14 protein-coding genes are annotated in these 15,820 nt (G+C 41.2%); 10 read left to right on the top strand and 4 right to left on the bottom strand.

Annotated features, from left to right (window positions below; translation table 11 throughout):
• Positions 1-387: 387 nt before the first annotated feature.
• The 7 genes from BO26_RS00715 to oppF all read left to right on the top strand — a co-directional run bounded on the left by BO26_RS00715 (position 388) and on the right by oppF (position 9,075).
• Positions 388-1,032: a YchE family NAAT transporter gene (locus tag BO26_RS00715; protein ID WP_036768113.1), complete on the top strand. Its 645-nt coding sequence runs from the start codon at positions 388-390 to the stop codon at positions 1,030-1,032.
• Positions 1,033-1,598: 566 nt separating this feature from the next.
• A complete protein-coding gene (locus tag BO26_RS00710) occupies positions 1,599-3,236 on the top strand; it encodes an ABC transporter substrate-binding protein (protein WP_036768112.1) in 1,638 nt (545 codons plus the stop codon).
• A gap of 261 nt (positions 3,237-3,497) precedes the next feature.
• Entirely contained in the window at positions 3,498-5,138 is a 1,641-nt protein-coding gene (gene oppA, locus BO26_RS00705) for an oligopeptide ABC transporter substrate-binding protein OppA (RefSeq protein ID WP_036768111.1), read from the top strand.
• Between the two features lie 85 nt (positions 5,139-5,223).
• Positions 5,224-6,144, top strand: coding sequence for an oligopeptide ABC transporter permease OppB (oppB, locus tag BO26_RS00700; protein WP_036768110.1), 921 nt, complete (start codon positions 5,224-5,226; stop codon positions 6,142-6,144).
• Between the two features lie 16 nt (positions 6,145-6,160).
• Complete coding sequence (gene oppC / locus BO26_RS00695; RefSeq protein ID WP_036768109.1) at positions 6,161-7,069, top strand: oligopeptide ABC transporter permease OppC; 909 nt, start codon at positions 6,161-6,163, stop codon at positions 7,067-7,069.
• Positions 7,070-7,078: 9 nt separating this feature from the next.
• Positions 7,079-8,077, top strand: coding sequence for an ABC transporter ATP-binding protein (gene oppD / locus BO26_RS00690; RefSeq protein ID WP_036768108.1), 999 nt, complete (start codon positions 7,079-7,081; stop codon positions 8,075-8,077).
• A gap of 5 nt (positions 8,078-8,082) precedes the next feature.
• Positions 8,083-9,075: a murein tripeptide/oligopeptide ABC transporter ATP binding protein OppF gene (gene oppF / locus BO26_RS00685; RefSeq protein ID WP_420864661.1), complete on the top strand. Its 993-nt coding sequence runs from the start codon at positions 8,083-8,085 to the stop codon at positions 9,073-9,075.
• A 184-nt stretch (positions 9,076-9,259) separates the two neighbouring features.
• Here oppF and BO26_RS00680 read toward each other — a convergent pair whose 3' ends face one another.
• Both BO26_RS00680 and cls read right to left on the bottom strand, forming a co-directional pair.
• Positions 9,260-9,589: an HI1450 family dsDNA-mimic protein gene (locus BO26_RS00680; protein WP_036768105.1), complete on the bottom strand. Its 330-nt coding sequence runs from the start codon at positions 9,587-9,589 to the stop codon at positions 9,260-9,262.
• Between the two features lie 112 nt (positions 9,590-9,701).
• Positions 9,702-11,162: a cardiolipin synthase gene (gene cls, locus BO26_RS00675; protein ID WP_036768104.1), complete on the bottom strand. Its 1,461-nt coding sequence runs from the start codon at positions 11,160-11,162 to the stop codon at positions 9,702-9,704.
• A gap of 248 nt (positions 11,163-11,410) precedes the next feature.
• Here cls and BO26_RS23350 point away from each other — a divergent pair, with 248 nt between their 5' ends.
• Entirely contained in the window at positions 11,411-11,584 is a 174-nt protein-coding gene (locus BO26_RS23350; protein ID WP_131817568.1) for a YciY family protein, read from the top strand.
• 236 nt (positions 11,585-11,820) lie between these two features.
• On the top strand, positions 11,821-12,513 hold the full coding sequence (gene tonB / locus BO26_RS00670; protein WP_036768103.1) for a TonB system transport protein TonB: 693 nt from the start codon (positions 11,821-11,823) through the stop codon (positions 12,511-12,513).
• Between the two features lie 151 nt (positions 12,514-12,664).
• Here tonB and yciA read toward each other — a convergent pair whose 3' ends face one another.
• Complete coding sequence (gene yciA, locus BO26_RS00665; RefSeq protein ID WP_036768102.1) at positions 12,665-13,096, bottom strand: acyl-CoA thioester hydrolase YciA; 432 nt, start codon at positions 13,094-13,096, stop codon at positions 12,665-12,667.
• 77 nt (positions 13,097-13,173) lie between these two features.
• Positions 13,174-13,710, bottom strand: coding sequence for a septation protein A (locus BO26_RS00660; RefSeq protein ID WP_036768101.1), 537 nt, complete (start codon positions 13,708-13,710; stop codon positions 13,174-13,176).
• A gap of 350 nt (positions 13,711-14,060) precedes the next feature.
• Here BO26_RS00660 and BO26_RS00655 point away from each other — a divergent pair, with 350 nt between their 5' ends.
• Positions 14,061-15,773 carry a SulP family inorganic anion transporter gene (locus BO26_RS00655; protein WP_036768100.1) on the top strand — a complete coding sequence of 571 codons (1,713 nt, stop codon included), beginning with the start codon at positions 14,061-14,063 and terminating at the stop codon, positions 15,771-15,773.
• The last annotated feature ends 47 nt before the right edge of the window (positions 15,774-15,820 follow it).

Raw genomic sequence — 15,820 nt, 5'->3', positions numbered from 1 at the left:
TATTAAAAATTTTTAATATTAAGTGAGTAAATATTTTCCAGATTATTTAGTCTGGTGATTTTATGATAGCTACAGATTACCATTCGGTATTAAATATATATTGATCTTAATCACATAAATGCAAAGCTGACACCTTTCAGCTCTGATGGGTGATAATATGAGTTAAATGGTAAGAGAATGAATAAAGTTGAGTTTTTGACTTAATGAAAATATCGAGAGGACAATTTTTTATATAAGAAATTATTAATAAAAAAAGTGTTACAACTGATAGCAACGGAAACTTTGTCGGTATAATGTAAAGAAAAAATAAAGTGTTACATGATTTTCTAGTAAATGCCCGTTATAGAAATATGTTTTTAGCACTGCGTAACTTAAGAGGAGGTATTTGTGAGTGACTTACTGCTGGATTTTTCTGGTTACATTAAGTTTTTTGTTGGATTATTTGCGCTAGTCAATCCTGTTGGTATCTTGCCGGTTTTTATTAGCATGACTCACTACCAGACTCAATCTGCCCGTAATAGGACAAATTTTGTAGCCAATATTTCTGTTACCATTATTTTATGGACTGCTTTGCTGTTAGGAGATTCGATCCTGCATATGTTTGGCATTTCCATTGATTCTTTCCGTATTGCAGGGGGAATTCTTGTTGTAACCATTGCTATGTCGATGATTAACGGCAGACTTGGGGAAGATAAGCAAAATAAGCAGGAAAAATCAGAAACAGCGATTAGAGAGAGTGTGGGGGTTGTGCCATTGGCATTGCCACTGATGGCAGGCCCTGGGGCAATAAGCTCTTGTATTGTTTGGAGTTCTCGCTACCAGGGATGGCAGAATTTTATTGGATTTATGCTAACCAGCGCGTTGTTTGCTTTTTGCTGTTGGTTATTATTTCGGGCTGCTCCTTTAGTGGTCAAATACCTTGGGCAAACGGGAATTAACGTTATCACCCGCATTATGGGGCTACTGCTGATGTCTTTGGGAATCGAGCTGATTGTGACAGGGATTAGGGCATTATTCCCTGGGTTAATCTGATACGATTTACGAGAAAAGATGTGAAATTTTTTCTAGTCAAATTATAAATTATAATATTCTTATCATTTTTATTATAAAGCTTGTTTTATCGTCTTTTCTCGCTTTTTTTATCGGTACTTACTGAATTTTATACAAATAATCCGATATTTTTTAAATTATTCTTGCCTGTTTATGCAATGTGTAACTAGTTGCTTCCACCATTGTTTTGTGATGAATGTAGGTTTTTAATTTGCATTGATTGCAATTTGTTAAAATTATGTTTATTTTCATTTTGGGGTGACCTTTATATCCTGTTTTAGTGAATCATATTGTATAAAAATCTTGATATATCAAAGTATTATTGTGTGACTTGGGATCTTTTGCTAATTAGTGTAATAGGTTGTAATAAGTTGTTTGTAAGGCTGATTTTTGCAATATGAAAGGAATATTTTAACAATGGATATGATAAGCAGTCTTTAATATTTAATCCGTAAGTATTTTTACTTTGGGGTGAATAACGCAAAAACGCTGGCCTTATGGGATATATGCTGAGTGAATGAGAAGATTCACCAGACTGGAGGAAAGAAATGAAGATCAAACAATTAAAATTATATAAGTTTGTTTCCAGTATATTTTTATTATTAGCATTTCCTGTTATGGCTGTGTTCGCAGCCGAAGTACCAGAGGGGGTGGAACTTGCCGATAAACAGCATATTACTGTTGATAATGGGGTGGAAGTTGCCTCACTTGATCCACATAAAGTCGAAGGTGTACCGGAAACCAACATTATTCTTAATCTATTAGAAGGATTGGTGAGTACAGGTCCTGAAGGAGAAATTGTTCCGGCAGTTGCAAGCCATTGGGAAAATCAAGGTTACACGGTATGGACTTTTTATCTGCGTGACAATGCTAAATGGAGTGATGGAACGCCTGTCACTGCACATGATTTTGAGTATAGTTGGCAACGATTGTCTGATCCAAATGTAGGGTCACCTTATGCCAGTTATCTTAAATATGCGTACATTGAAAACATTGATGATGTTCTGAAGGGTAAAAAAGCTCCCGACCAGTTGGGTGTTAAAGCACTAGATGACCATCGTTTACAAGTTATTCTGACGCATCCTGTGCCTTATTTTGTCAATATGCTCAGTCATACAGCAATGAAGCCCGTGAAAAAGGATATCGTCGAGAAGTTTGGCAATAAATGGACATTGCCAGAAAATTATGTGGGAAATGGGGCATACCGGTTGAAAGAATGGGTAGTGAATGAGCGGATAATACTTGAGCGTAACCCTCAATATTGGAATAACAAGAAGGCAATTATTGAACAGGTCACTTTCTTGCCTCTTCAGTCTGAAACTAGCAGTATTAACCGTTATCGTAGTGGGGAAATAAATATAACCAACAGCGCCATTCCGCCTAATCTGTATCAGAAAATGAAGAAAGATATCCCTGATCAGGTTCGCGTTAGTCCTTATCTTTGTACGTTTTATTATGAGATTAATAATAAAAAACCACCGTTTACTGATGTGAGAGTCCGTGAGGCAGTCAAGTTAAGCCTCGACAGAGATATTATTGCGGGAAAAATTATGGGGCAGGGGCAAATACCCGCTTATGGTTTTACTCCAACGTTTATTGGTGGTGGCGATTTTTCTAAACCAGAATGGGCTAACTGGACGCAGGAGCAGCGTAATAAACGTGCCAGAGAATTACTGGAGCAGGCGGGTTTTAATCAAGCCAATCCGCTGAAGTTTACATTGTTATACAACACATCTGATCAAAATAAACAACAGGCGATTGCCGCAGCTTCTATGTGGAAAAAAAATCTGGGAGCTGATGTGATTTTACAAAATCAGGAATGGAAAACGTCTCTCGAAAGTCGCCATCAGGGGAATTATGAGGTGACCAGAGCGACTTGGTGTGCTGATTACAATGAACCTACTGCATTTTTAAATATGCTGCTTTCAGACAGCAGTAATAACACGACTTTTTATCAGAATAAAAATTTCGACAACTATCTGGAGCAAGCGTTAATTGCCAAAGATGTTGTTGAGCGTAAGAAATTATACCAGCAGGCTGAGTTTCAACTTGATAAAGATTCGGTATTGATTCCCGTTTATTACCGGGTGAGTGTACGGCTTGTTAGCCCATCAGTGGGAGGGTTTTCAGGGAAAGACCCATTGGATTATATGGATATTAAGCGACTGTATATGATAAAAAACTAGACCCAATAGATTTCAAGTTGCATTGCGACGGTAAGGGAGCGAATCCCCGGGAGCATAGATAACTATGCGACCGGGGTGAGTGAGTGCAGCCAACAAAGAAGCAACTTGAAAGATGACGGGTATAGACACTAGTTTTACTCAAAAGAGTTACTGGTCCTGCAAACAAAATCGTTCCTTTTGAAGGCAGGTGATAATCCGCCCCTTATGTCTGGGCCGTCGACTTATAAAAGTCTGGCGATGTAAAATTGGAGTAGAAAAAAGATGATAAACACAACTAAAAAGAAATTGCTTACTGCCAGCATTAGCGCTGCACTGAGTATGATAATGGCAAGTCAGGTCTTTGCTGCAAAAGTGCCTGATGGTGTTCAATTAGCAGATAAACAGGTTTTAGTCCGTAATAACGGCTCTGAACCGCAATCGCTGGACCCGCATAAGATTGAAGGAGTACCAGAGTCACATTTGGCCCGTGATCTGTTTGAAGGTGTTGTCATCGTTGGCCCGAATGGCGAGATTTTGCCAGGTTCTGCGACAAGTTGGGAAAATAAAGATTTTACCGTCTGGACATTCCATATGCGTAAAGATGCTAAGTGGTCTAATGGTGACCCTGTCACAGCTCAGGATTTTGTTTACAGTTGGCAACGTCTGGCTGATCCCAATACGGCTTCTCCCTATACAAGTTTTCTCCAGTATGCGCATATCGCGAATATTGATGACATCATCAGTGGTAAAAAGAAACCAGATACTCTGGGTGTAAAGGCGTTAGACGACCATACATTACAGATAACATTGAGTGAAGCGGTTCCTTATCTGCCAAAACTTCTGGCTCATTCACCAATGTCGCCGGTTCATAAAGCTACGGTAGAAAAATATGGCGAAAAATGGACTCAGCCACAGAATTTTGTCGGTAATGGTGCTTATAAGCTGAAAAATTGGATAGTCAACGAACGTATTGTGATGGAGCGTAGCCCGACCTACTGGGATGACAAAAATACCGTTATTGATCAGGTGACTTTCCTGCCCATTTCGTCAGAGGTCACGGATGTAAACCGTTATCGCAGTGGCGAAATTGATATGACTTATACCAATTTGCCGATTGAACTGTTCCAGAAACTGAAAAAAGAGATTCCAAACGAGTTGCGCATTAACCCGCAGTTATGTACTTATTACTACGAAATTAATAACGAAAAACCCCCATTTAATGATCCTCGCGTTCGTACTGCACTGAAATTGGCTATGGATCGTGATATTGTGACCAATAAAGTAAAAGCACAGGGTGATATTCCTGCTTCCGGTTATACACCGCCGGTTACTGATGGTATGAAAGAGATGAAACCAGCGTGGTTTACTGATTGGGATCAGGAAAAACGTAACCAGGAAGCCAAAAAATTACTGGTTGAAGCTGGTTATACTAAAGATAAGCCATTGAAGTTTAATTTGCTTTACAACACTTCCGATCTGCATAAAAAAATTGCAATCGCGGTAGCTTCTATTTGGAAGAAAAATTTAGGTGCTGATGTTCGTTTAGAAAACCAAGAGTGGAAAACGTTTCTTGATACCCGACATCAGGGCAATTATGACGTAGCGCGTGCCGGCTGGTGTGCGGATTACAACGAACCTTCTTCATTCCTAAATTCAATGCTTTCTTATAGTAGTAATAACACTTCTCATTATAAGAGCAGTGAATTTGATAAATTGATGAAAGAATCCCTGCAAGTAAAAACTGATGATGAGCGTGCGGTCATCTACCAGAAAGCAGAAGAGCAATTAGATAAAGATTCGGCTATTGTCCCCCTTTACTACTATGTGAATACCCGGTTGGTGAAGCCCTATGTTGGTGGCTACACCGGGAAAGATCCTCTGGATAATTTACATACCAAAGATCTTTATATTATCAAACACTAATTGTTGTAGGGCAGCCTGGAAATGGCTGCTTTTAGTGGCAGATTATTTTAAGGCCAGGGTTAGGGCCAACACATAGGAACGGGCAATGCTTAAATTTATTTTACGCCGTTGTTTAGAGGCGATCCCGACACTTTTGATTCTTATTACTATTTCGTTTTTCATGATGCGGTTGGCGCCAGGCAGTCCATTTACCGGTGAACGGAAGTTGCCGCCAGAAGTGCTGGCAAATATTGAAGCGAAATATCATCTGAATGATCCAATTTATAAACAATATTTTGATTATTTAATCCAGCTTACTAAGGGGGATTTTGGACCTTCTTTTAAATATAAGGATTATACCGTTAATGATCTGGTCGCCGTGGCCTTTCCGGTGTCTGCCAAGTTGGGTGCTGCGGCATTTATAATGGCGGTTGTGTTGGGGGTCAGTGCTGGAGTGATTTCTGCACTTAATCAGAATACAAAGTGGGATTATACCGTTATGGGTTTTGCCATGACGGGGGTTGTTATCCCAAGTTTTGTTGTGGCGCCGTTACTGGTGCTGGTGTTTGCTATTCATCTTAAATGGCTGCCGGGAGGAGGCTGGAATGGCGGAGCACCGAAGTATGTGATATTGCCAATGGTGGCATTGTCTTTGGCTTATATTGCTAGTATCTCCCGTATTACCCGTAGTTCAATGATAGAAGTGTTGCACTCTAACTTTATCCGTACTGCACGTGCTAAAGGGTTGCCATTGCGCATCATTATTTTCCGCCATGCTTTAAAGCCAGCATTGTTACCGGTTATTTCATATATGGGACCTGCTTTTGTCGGCATCATTACCGGCTCGATGGTCATTGAAACGATCTTCGGTTTGCCGGGAATAGGGCAGTTGTTTGTTAATGGAGCATTGAACCGTGACTATTCATTGGTATTAAGCCTGACTATTTTGGTTGGTAGCTTGACCATTCTGTTCAATGCAATTGTTGATGTGTTGTATGCCGTGATTGATCCGAAGATCCGTTATTAAGACTGGAGCGCGCAAAATGATAGTAAATAAACAAAACAGCGAGGCTCTGGAAAATTTCTCTGAGCAGTTAGAAATTGAAGGTCGCAGTTTGTGGCAGGATGCACGACGTCGTTTTATTCACAACCGGGCTGCGATTGCCAGTTTGTGTCTGTTGTCTTTGATTACTTTGTTTGTGATTTTGGCGCCGATATTGGCACAGTTCACTTATGATGATACTGATTGGGCTATGATGTCTATGCCACCTGATTTTGAATCAGGCCACTATTTCGGTACGGATTCTTCCGGTCGTGATTTGCTAGTACGTGTTGCCATTGGTGGTCGTATTTCTTTGATGGTTGGAATTGCGGCAGCGCTGGTTGCGGTTATTGTTGGGACCTTATATGGATCATTATCCGGCTATATGGGTGGAAAAATAGACTCAATAATGATGCGTCTGTTGGAAATTCTTAACTCATTCCCATTCATGTTCTTTGTGATCTTGTTGGTGACTTTCTTTGGGCAGAATATTTTGCTGATATTTGTTGCTATCGGCATGGTGTCATGGCTGGATATGGCACGTATTGTCCGTGGTCAGACGCTGAGCTTGAAACGTAAGGAGTTTATTGAAGCAGCGTTGGTCTGCGGCGTTTCAACTCGTCACATCGTGCTGCGCCATATCGTCCCTAATGTATTGGGGGTGGTGGTGGTTTATGCATCTTTATTAGTACCAAGCATGATCCTGTTTGAGTCGTTTCTTAGTTTTCTGGGATTGGGAACTCAAGAGCCATTAAGCAGTTGGGGAGCATTGTTAAGTGATGGTGCGAATTCGATGGAAGTTTCCTCATGGTTACTGTTGTTTCCTGCCGGTTTTCTGGTGGTGACACTGTTTTGTTTTAACTTTATCGGCGATGGCTTGCGTGATGCCCTCGATCCGAAAGATCGTTAAGGAGGTAACATGAACAGCGTTAAAAACCAGAATAGCTCTGAGCCGTTGTTGGTTGTTAAAGATTTGAATGTGACTTTTAGCACCCCGGAAGGGGATGTTACTGCAGTGAATAAATTAAATTTTGATTTACGGGCCGGGGAAACACTGGGGATCGTAGGGGAATCGGGTTCTGGGAAATCACAAACTGCTTTTGCTTTGATGGGATTGCTTGCCAGAAACGGGAAAACTGGCGGCTCTGCTATTTTTAATGGCAGGGAAATTCTTAATCTGCAAGAGAAAGAACTAAACCGCATGAGAGCGGAAGAAATATCGATGATATTTCAGGACCCAATGACTTCTCTCAATCCCTATATGCGCGTCAGTGACCAACTGACAGAAGTATTGATGTTGCATAAGCATATGAATAAAAGTGAAGCGTATCTTGAGTCAATTCGGATGTTGGATGCGGTCAAAATGCCGGAAGCGCGTAAGCGTATGAGCATGTATCCTCATGAATTTTCTGGCGGTATGCGTCAACGTGTGATGATCGCAATGGCATTGTTATGTCGGCCAAAATTACTTATTGCTGATGAACCGACAACCGCACTTGATGTAACGGTTCAGGCACAAATTATGACTCTGCTGAATGAGTTAAAACAGGAATTTAATACAGCGATTATTATGATTACCCATGATTTGGGTGTCGTTGCAGGTATTTGTGACAAAGTACTCGTTATGTATGCAGGGCGAACGATGGAATATGGTTCAGCCCGTGATGTGTTTTATCAGCCAACTCATCCTTATTCGATAGGTCTTCTTGGTGCTGTTCCTCGTCTTGATGGTGATGAAGAATCATTGACAACAATCCCGGGGAATCCGCCTAACTTATTGCGGTTGCCGAAAGGGTGTCCGTTTCAGCCACGTTGTCAGTTTTCAGTAAGTCATTGCGTGGATTGTGAACCAAAATTAGAAAACTTTGGTAACGGGCGTTTGCGAGCTTGTTTTAAAGCACCGGGAGAATTGGTATGAATTCGATGGAAGAAAGACGAGTGCTGCTGGAAGTAGCAGATCTAAAAGTTCACTTTGATATCAAAGATGGCAAACAGTGGTTCTGGCAACCCATAAAAACCTTGAAAGCGGTTGATGGTGTCACATTGAGGCTATACGAAGGTGAAACCCTTGGTGTGGTTGGTGAATCTGGTTGCGGTAAATCGACTTTTGCCCGTGCAATTATCGGATTGGTCAAATCTTCTGGTGGTTCGGTAACCTGGTTGGGAAAAAGCCTGTTGGATATGAATGATAAGCAATGGCGAGATATTCGCAGTGATATCCAGATGATATTCCAGGATCCATTAGCATCCTTAAACCCGCGGATGACGATTGGCGATATTATTGCTGAGCCATTGCGTACTTATCATCCTGAGATGAAAGGGTCAGAAATTAAAGAGCGGGTAAAAGCAATGATGATGAAGGTTGGGTTATTACCGAATCTGATCAATCGTTACCCACATGAATTTTCTGGTGGTCAGTGTCAGCGTATCGGGATTGCACGGGCGCTTATCCTGGAACCTAAACTGGTGATTTGTGATGAACCGGTATCCGCACTTGATGTCTCTATTCAAGCTCAGGTAGTTAACCTATTGCAGAAATTACAGCGTGAAATGGGACTGTCGCTGATTTTTATCGCTCATGATCTTGCTGTGGTTAAACACATATCTGATCGTGTGTTAGTAATGTACCTTGGACATGCGGTGGAGCTGGGAACTTATGATGAGGTTTATCATAATCCCCAGCACCCTTATACCAAAGCGTTGATGTCGGCAGTACCGGTGCCTGATCCGGACAAAGAACGAAATAAACACATTGAATTGCTGGAAGGAGAATTACCGTCACCCATTAATCCGCCATCAGGATGTGTTTTTCGTACTCGTTGCCCAATGGCAGATCCTGAATGTGCTAAAACCAGACCATTGATGGAAGGGAGTTTCCGCCATGCAGTGTCTTGTTTGAAAGTTGATCCATTGTGATGGTTGGTGACGTTGTCATATTAGATGGTGTTTATCGTTTGATCATATATTGAAGCATCTTGTAAGTCATAAATATGAGAGTTACTTTTCGGTGTTATTGTCAGGCGTCCAAACCTAATGTTAAAGCCAGTAACTCTCATTTTTTGAGATTATTACGTCAGATCAAAATGTGATTTTGGTTTTTCTACTCTTTCCACAAAATATGGCAAATTTGGTGAGATTTTTCCCGGCAAATAAGGATACGGGCAAAAATATCATTAATCTCTGCATCTTCAGATTCTGCGAGCCCAATAATGACTTCGGCAAAGAAGTCAGGGTTTATATCGAAATCTACATGTTCAAGCCATTCATCAGAAGGATTTAATAGTTCGGCACCTCCACGTACTTCGAATTGTAAGCCAAATAACAGAATATCAGCGGGATTAAGATTAGAAGAGGCTAACTCAAGAAAGATGTCATATGCCTTCTCAAGTGTTTCATCTTCCGTCATACGGTTATTAAGGTCTAAGTCCATCGTTTGCAGGGATCTGTTGTCCATATTGTTTTGTTCGTGAGTCATGGTGAAGAAATTAAAGCATGATGAAGCATTGATTGGTACCCCCGTCTTTACAAGACGAGGGTATTGGTCACAGTAGCGGGCTAAAGAAGTAACAAATACGTTCAATAATCCGGTGCCACAGAGGACGCTGTTCCCATTCATTGATTTCCAACAATGTGGAGCGAGAAATATAATTGTATTGCACCAGAGTTAGGTCATGACCAAAATTTTCGTCATCGATAACCACAGTAATTTCAAAATTTAGCCACAAGCTACGCATATCGAGATTAACTGAACCAACCATACTAAGCTGGCCATCAACCAGAACACTTTTCGCATGTAGTAAACCATCTTCAAACTGATAAATCTTAACTCCTGCATTTAACAGTTCAGAAAAGAATGCCCGACTTGCCCAGCGAACAAGGAAAAAATTATTTCTGCGGGGAACAATGATAATGACTTCTACACCCCGTAAAGCTGCGGTACAGATAGCGTTCATTAGATCATCACTGGGAACAAAATAAGGAGTAGTGAGAATCAGTTGCTTACGAGCAGAGAAAATAGCAGTCATTAAAGATTGCTGAATCAATTCTTCAGGGAATCCTGGGCCGGATGCAATAATCTGAGTGGTGTGCCCACTGGCCTGTTCAAATGGCATAATATTGTTATCTGGTGATGGTGGGAAAATACGCTGACCGGTTTCCATTTCCCAATCACAGGCGTAAATAACACCCATAGTCGTGGTGACAGGTCCTTCCATTCTTACCATGATGTCGATCCATTGCCCAACACCGGCATTTTGTTTAAAGAAGCGTGGATCTACCATATTCATGCTGCCAGTGTAAGAAATATAATCATCAATCAAGATGATTTTGCGGTGTTGACGTAGATCCATTCGGCGTAAAAATAAACGGAAAATATTAACCCGCAAAGCTTCAACAAATTCAATGCCTGCTTGACGCATGATGTCTGGGTATTGACTGCGGCAATATAACCAACTGCCAGCTGAATCTACCATGACGCGGCATCTGACTCCCCGGCGTGCAGCAGCCATAAGGGCGTCAGTGACTTGTTCAACTAAGCCGCCGGATTGCCAGATATAAAACATCATCTCAATGTTATGTTTGGCATTATCAATGTCATTGATTATGGTTTTTAGTGAAGTGTCATAGGTGGTCAGCAGTTGGATCTTGTTACCTTTAACACCTTCAAGTCCTTGCCGCCGCTCACAAAGCTGGAATAAAGGTGTTGCTACTTCGCTGTTTTCTGTAGCAAAGATATGGCGAGATTTGCGCAATTCTTCGAGCCATGTGGCGGTTGATGGCCACATAGCTTTTGCCTGCTCAACTCTACGTTTCCCCAAATGCAGCTCACCGAATGACAGGTAAGCGATAATTCCAACTAAAGGTAGGATGTAAATAATCAACAGCCAAGTCATTGCGGAAGTTACAGGTCGGCGTTTTATCAAAATACGTAAGGTGATACCAGCAATAATCAGCCAATAGAAGAAAATAGCAAGCCAACTTAGGACGGAATAAAAGGTTGTCATGTTCGGCAATCAATCCTGTTTTGTTCAGACATCTTTGGTGGCGTTTAACTCGTTTTCCCTGAGACACGGGATATAAACGATCTATTAATCCGATGAATTTACCAAAAAATCGGCAAGTATACTGCAAGCATCATACTTGATATTAGTCATTTCGCATTATTGATATAAAAAGTACTATCTATATATGCCTTGGATATTATTTTTAAAGGCTTATAATGAGTGTGATTATATTTTTACAGGTATACTTTATGAGACATAGCAGGAATGAAGTAGGTAGATGGCGGATGTTACGCCAAAATTCCCATTGTCATCGCCGTCGCCTGGTGGGGCAATCAAGACGTAATTTGCGGATTCATTCACTGCGTAAATTAAATGGTTATAAACAACGTCATGCTTTATTATTTGTGCAGTATAGTGAATGAATGCATTAAAAAATAATATTTTTGGCCTTATATTACCCTATGGATTTCAAGATGCGTCGCGACGGCAAGGGAGTGAATCCCCGGGAGCATAGCAAACTATGTGACCGGGGTGAGCGAGTGCAGCCAACAAAGAGGCAACTTGAAAGATGACGGGTATATTCACGCTCATCTACAATCTTTATTGAATATGATTGCTATTTGCATTTAAACTAGCAGTTATTCGAGGATTGACTATTATGCCGCTAATCAAAAACTTTCTTATGCGCTGGATACATTGGCCAATATTGTTATCAATTTGTTTACATATTTCTGTTGCTGCCGCACTTTTCTGTACGATGATACCGGAAAAACAGTCTGATGCCGCACTTATGTCTGTAGCTATGATTCAGTTAGCTGCTGAAGAAGCTTCCGTATCTGAACCCGCTGCACCGGAACCCGTATCAGAACCAGAGGAACCACCAGAGCCTGAGCCAGTTCCAGAGCCCGTGATGCCGAAACCAGAAGTAAAAAAGCTAAAGCCGGAAGTCAAGAAGAAAATTGTAAAAAAACAACAATCTGAACCCGTTGAGAGGAAAGCAGAGCAACCGGAAAAACCATTGCCCAATCAAAATGTGCTGGCTAACCGTACTGATAATAATCAGAGTGATACGGCAATTAAGCCGCAGAAAGGGCCAAAAGCATTAAGTAAATCCTTGCCTGTTTACCCATCCAGGGCTGCGGCATTAGGTACTGAAGGTTATGTTAAAGTCAAATATGATATTGATGAAGACGGCAGGGTAAAAAATATAGAAGTGATTGGCGCCAATCCACCAAATGTTTTTGACAGGGAAGTAAGAAAAGCAATGAGAAAATGGCGCTATGAAAAAATACCCGCTGTCGGTTATATCACAACGGTAGAATTTAAAATCACAGGTATAACTCAATCCTGACTATCGGAAAAATATATACCCAATAGATTTCAAGTTGCAGTGCGGCGGCAAGTGAACGCAGCCAACAAAGCAGCAACTTGAAAGATGAAGGGTATAGATAAAAAGGAGCATTATTGAGATGCTCCTTTTTTTATCCACATCAAGATCAAGTTTATTCGTCAGTGCTACTGGTTAGCTGGAATTGGGTTTTACCTTCTGGTAAACGGCGTGGAGTATTATCCTCATTAACAGCAACATAAGTGAATATGGCTTCGGTTGCACGATAGCGTTGACCTACAGGTTCAGATGCTACTTTCTTCACCCAAACTTCGATATTAATGGTAATCGAACTGTTGCCGGTTTTGAGACAATGTGCATAACAGCACACGACATCACCAACAGCAACAGGTTTTAGGAAAGTAATACCATTTACTCTGACAGTGACAACACGGCCCTCTGCAATTTCTTTTGCCAGAATTGCGCCCCCAATATCCATTTGCGACATTAACCATCCGCCAAAAATGTCTCCATTCGCGTTGGTATCGGCAGGCATAGCCAGTGTGCGGAGTACTAACTCTCCGTTGGGTAATTGTTGTTGTGTCATTGAAAACTTTACTTTATTTGATGAAAAAACAATACCTGCCTACAGATTGCAGAAGACAGGTATTCATTTGAATATGGTTACTTCTGTTCGCGTGGCAGGTGGCGGTAAATATATACTACACTGAGCACGGTGAAAACCAGAGTCAGAGCAGTTAGACCAAATACTTTGAAGTTAACCCAGACATCTTGTGGTAACCAGAATGCGACATAAATATTAGCCAGAGCACAAGCAATGAAGAACAGTGCCCATGCCATATTCAGTTTATTCCAGACAAAATCGGGTAAAACTAATTCTTTTCCTAGCATTTTCTGAATAAGTGGTTTTTTCATGAACCATTGGCTGCCAAGCAAGGCTAATGAGAATAAACCGTAGATTGCTGTGACTTTCCATTTGATAAATAGGTCGCTGTGGAAAGCCAACGTTAAGGTGCCGAAAACAGCAACCATAATAAACGTGATCAGAGAAGATTTTTCTACTTTTCGGTAGATGAAATAAGTAATAGCTACAGCTAAGCCCGTCGCTGCAATTAAGGCCCCGGAAGCGTAGAAAATGTCATACATTTTGTATACAACAAAAAACACGACTAAAGGTAAAAAGTCTAAAAGTTGTTTCATGTTTGAACCTATCGTAATTCCGATATCTGACTGTACCCGATGTTGGTGATTAGGTGTACCAAGCGGCAACAGTATGACTTTAGTTATCAATAAAAAAAGAATTTTATCGATCCGTTTCGCACAATTTTACCATAAAGGGCGGCGTAATTAACTTCCTATTGTCAGTGAACATATAACACAGCATTATATACCTGTTATCTTTCAAGTTGCCTCTTTGTTGGCTGCACTCACTCACCCCAGTCACATAGTTATCTATGCTCCCGGGGATTCGCTCCTTTGCCGTCGCGATGCATCTTGAAATCTATTGGGTATAACTAAAACCCATTGAAAAATAAGAGGGCATAAATAGGATGCGGTGGAAAAAACTACAGCGTTGGATGCCAGGGTTGGGCAGTTTTTCTCATTATCGCAGGGAGTGGTTTGGTCATGATCTAAGGGCAGGGTTTTCTGTGGCTGCTGTCGCTCTGCCTGTCGCTATTGCTTATGCTGAATTGATGGAGATAAGTGCAATTATAGGTCTTTACGCATGTATTTTACCTATGTTCGCTTATGCATTATTTGGCACTTCAAGACAGTTGATTGTCGGACCGGATGCGGCAACTTGTGCCGTCATTGCCGCAGCAGTGGTACCATTGGCTTTTGGTAATGAAGATGTGCGTTGGCAGCTGGCGATTGTGATGACTTTAATGACCGGGATATGGTGTGTTATCGCCAGCCATTTCCGATTAGGGACGTTTGTTGATTTTCTTTCAAGGCCGATATTGAAAGGATTAATGAATGGAGTTGCATTGACAATCATTGTTGATCAGTTAGCTAAAGTCTTCGGCTTTTCAGATGTGCCGGTTGGACTGATTGAAAGGGTGTTCGTACTACCGGCTAAATTAATGAATACTCATTTACCGACATTAGCAATGTCTGTTGTAACGGTGTTGATTTTATTGACGGTGCGTTTCTTTCGCCCGGCTTGGCCGGGGCCTTTGTTGGCTATGGTATTAACGACTTATATAAGTTGGCAATTTGGGCTTGAAGAATATGGCATCCAGATTGTTGGTAGCGTTAGTGATGGAGGATTACCGATTGTACCAATGCCGGATTTTCAACCTGGAATTATGCGTGAGTTGGTTATTCCATCTCTGAACCTTGCTGTTATCAGTTTTGTTAGTTTTATGATGACTGCTCGTAGCTTTGCCAGTAAAAACGGCTATCAGGTCGATGCGGATTCTGAACTTAGGGCGTTGGGCATTGCGAACATTGCTTCTGCTTTATCGCAGGGATTTGCGGTCAGTGCTGCTAGCAGCCGTACTGCGGTTAATGATGCTATTGGTGGGAAAACGCAGCTCGTTTCTGTTATTGCGGCTTCTGTGATTTTATTGATTTTGCTGTTTATGGCAGATTTCCTGACTTATATTCCATTGTCATCCCTTGGTGTGGTGCTAATTTATTCAGCATCATCATTGTTGAGTTTGCGGGCAATTTGGTCACTGCGGAAACGAAATCATCAGGCATTTACTTTGTCGCTATTTACCCTGATTGCAGTGCTGGTAGTTGGTTTGATTAATGGAGTAGGTTTTGCCGTTCTGCTTGGTTTATTGCAGTTTTTGCGAATTATATTCCGTCCGACAGATCAGCTTTTGGGTGTTAATGAACAAGGGATGATCCATTCAATTAACCAGGGTAATGAGATTAAACCGATAGATGGTGTAATGTTGTACCGGTTTAACTCACCATTGACTTATTTTAATGTCAGTTATTTTAAAAAGCGGGTGTTACAGCATGTTGACAAAGCGCAAAAACGTCCAGGTTGGCTGGTTGTTGATGCGGCTGTTAGTTTTACCTATGACGATGTCAGTGTGTTTGCGGCTATTGATGAATTGATTGCTGAGTTGAAAGTGAAAGGTATCACACTGGTGCTTGCTGGCCGTCGGACAGAACTTACCCGCTGGATAAAACAGAATAAACTGAGAAGTAGTGATGATGATCTCATTGTGGTGCCCGATCTCTATTTTGCGGTACGAATGATTCAAAGTAAGCCGGAGTGGTACTCTAATTACATTAAAAAATAAAAATTCAATGTCAGCTACGTTAAAAACACTGAATTGACATAGTTTTG

Origin of the sequence: Photorhabdus australis DSM 17609 (assembly GCF_000711895.1) — a bacterium.
Classification (GTDB): Bacteria; Pseudomonadota; Gammaproteobacteria; order Enterobacterales; family Enterobacteriaceae; genus Photorhabdus; species Photorhabdus australis.
The sequence above is the reverse complement of the archived record's forward strand: the minus strand, read 5'-3'. Positions and strand labels throughout refer to the sequence as shown.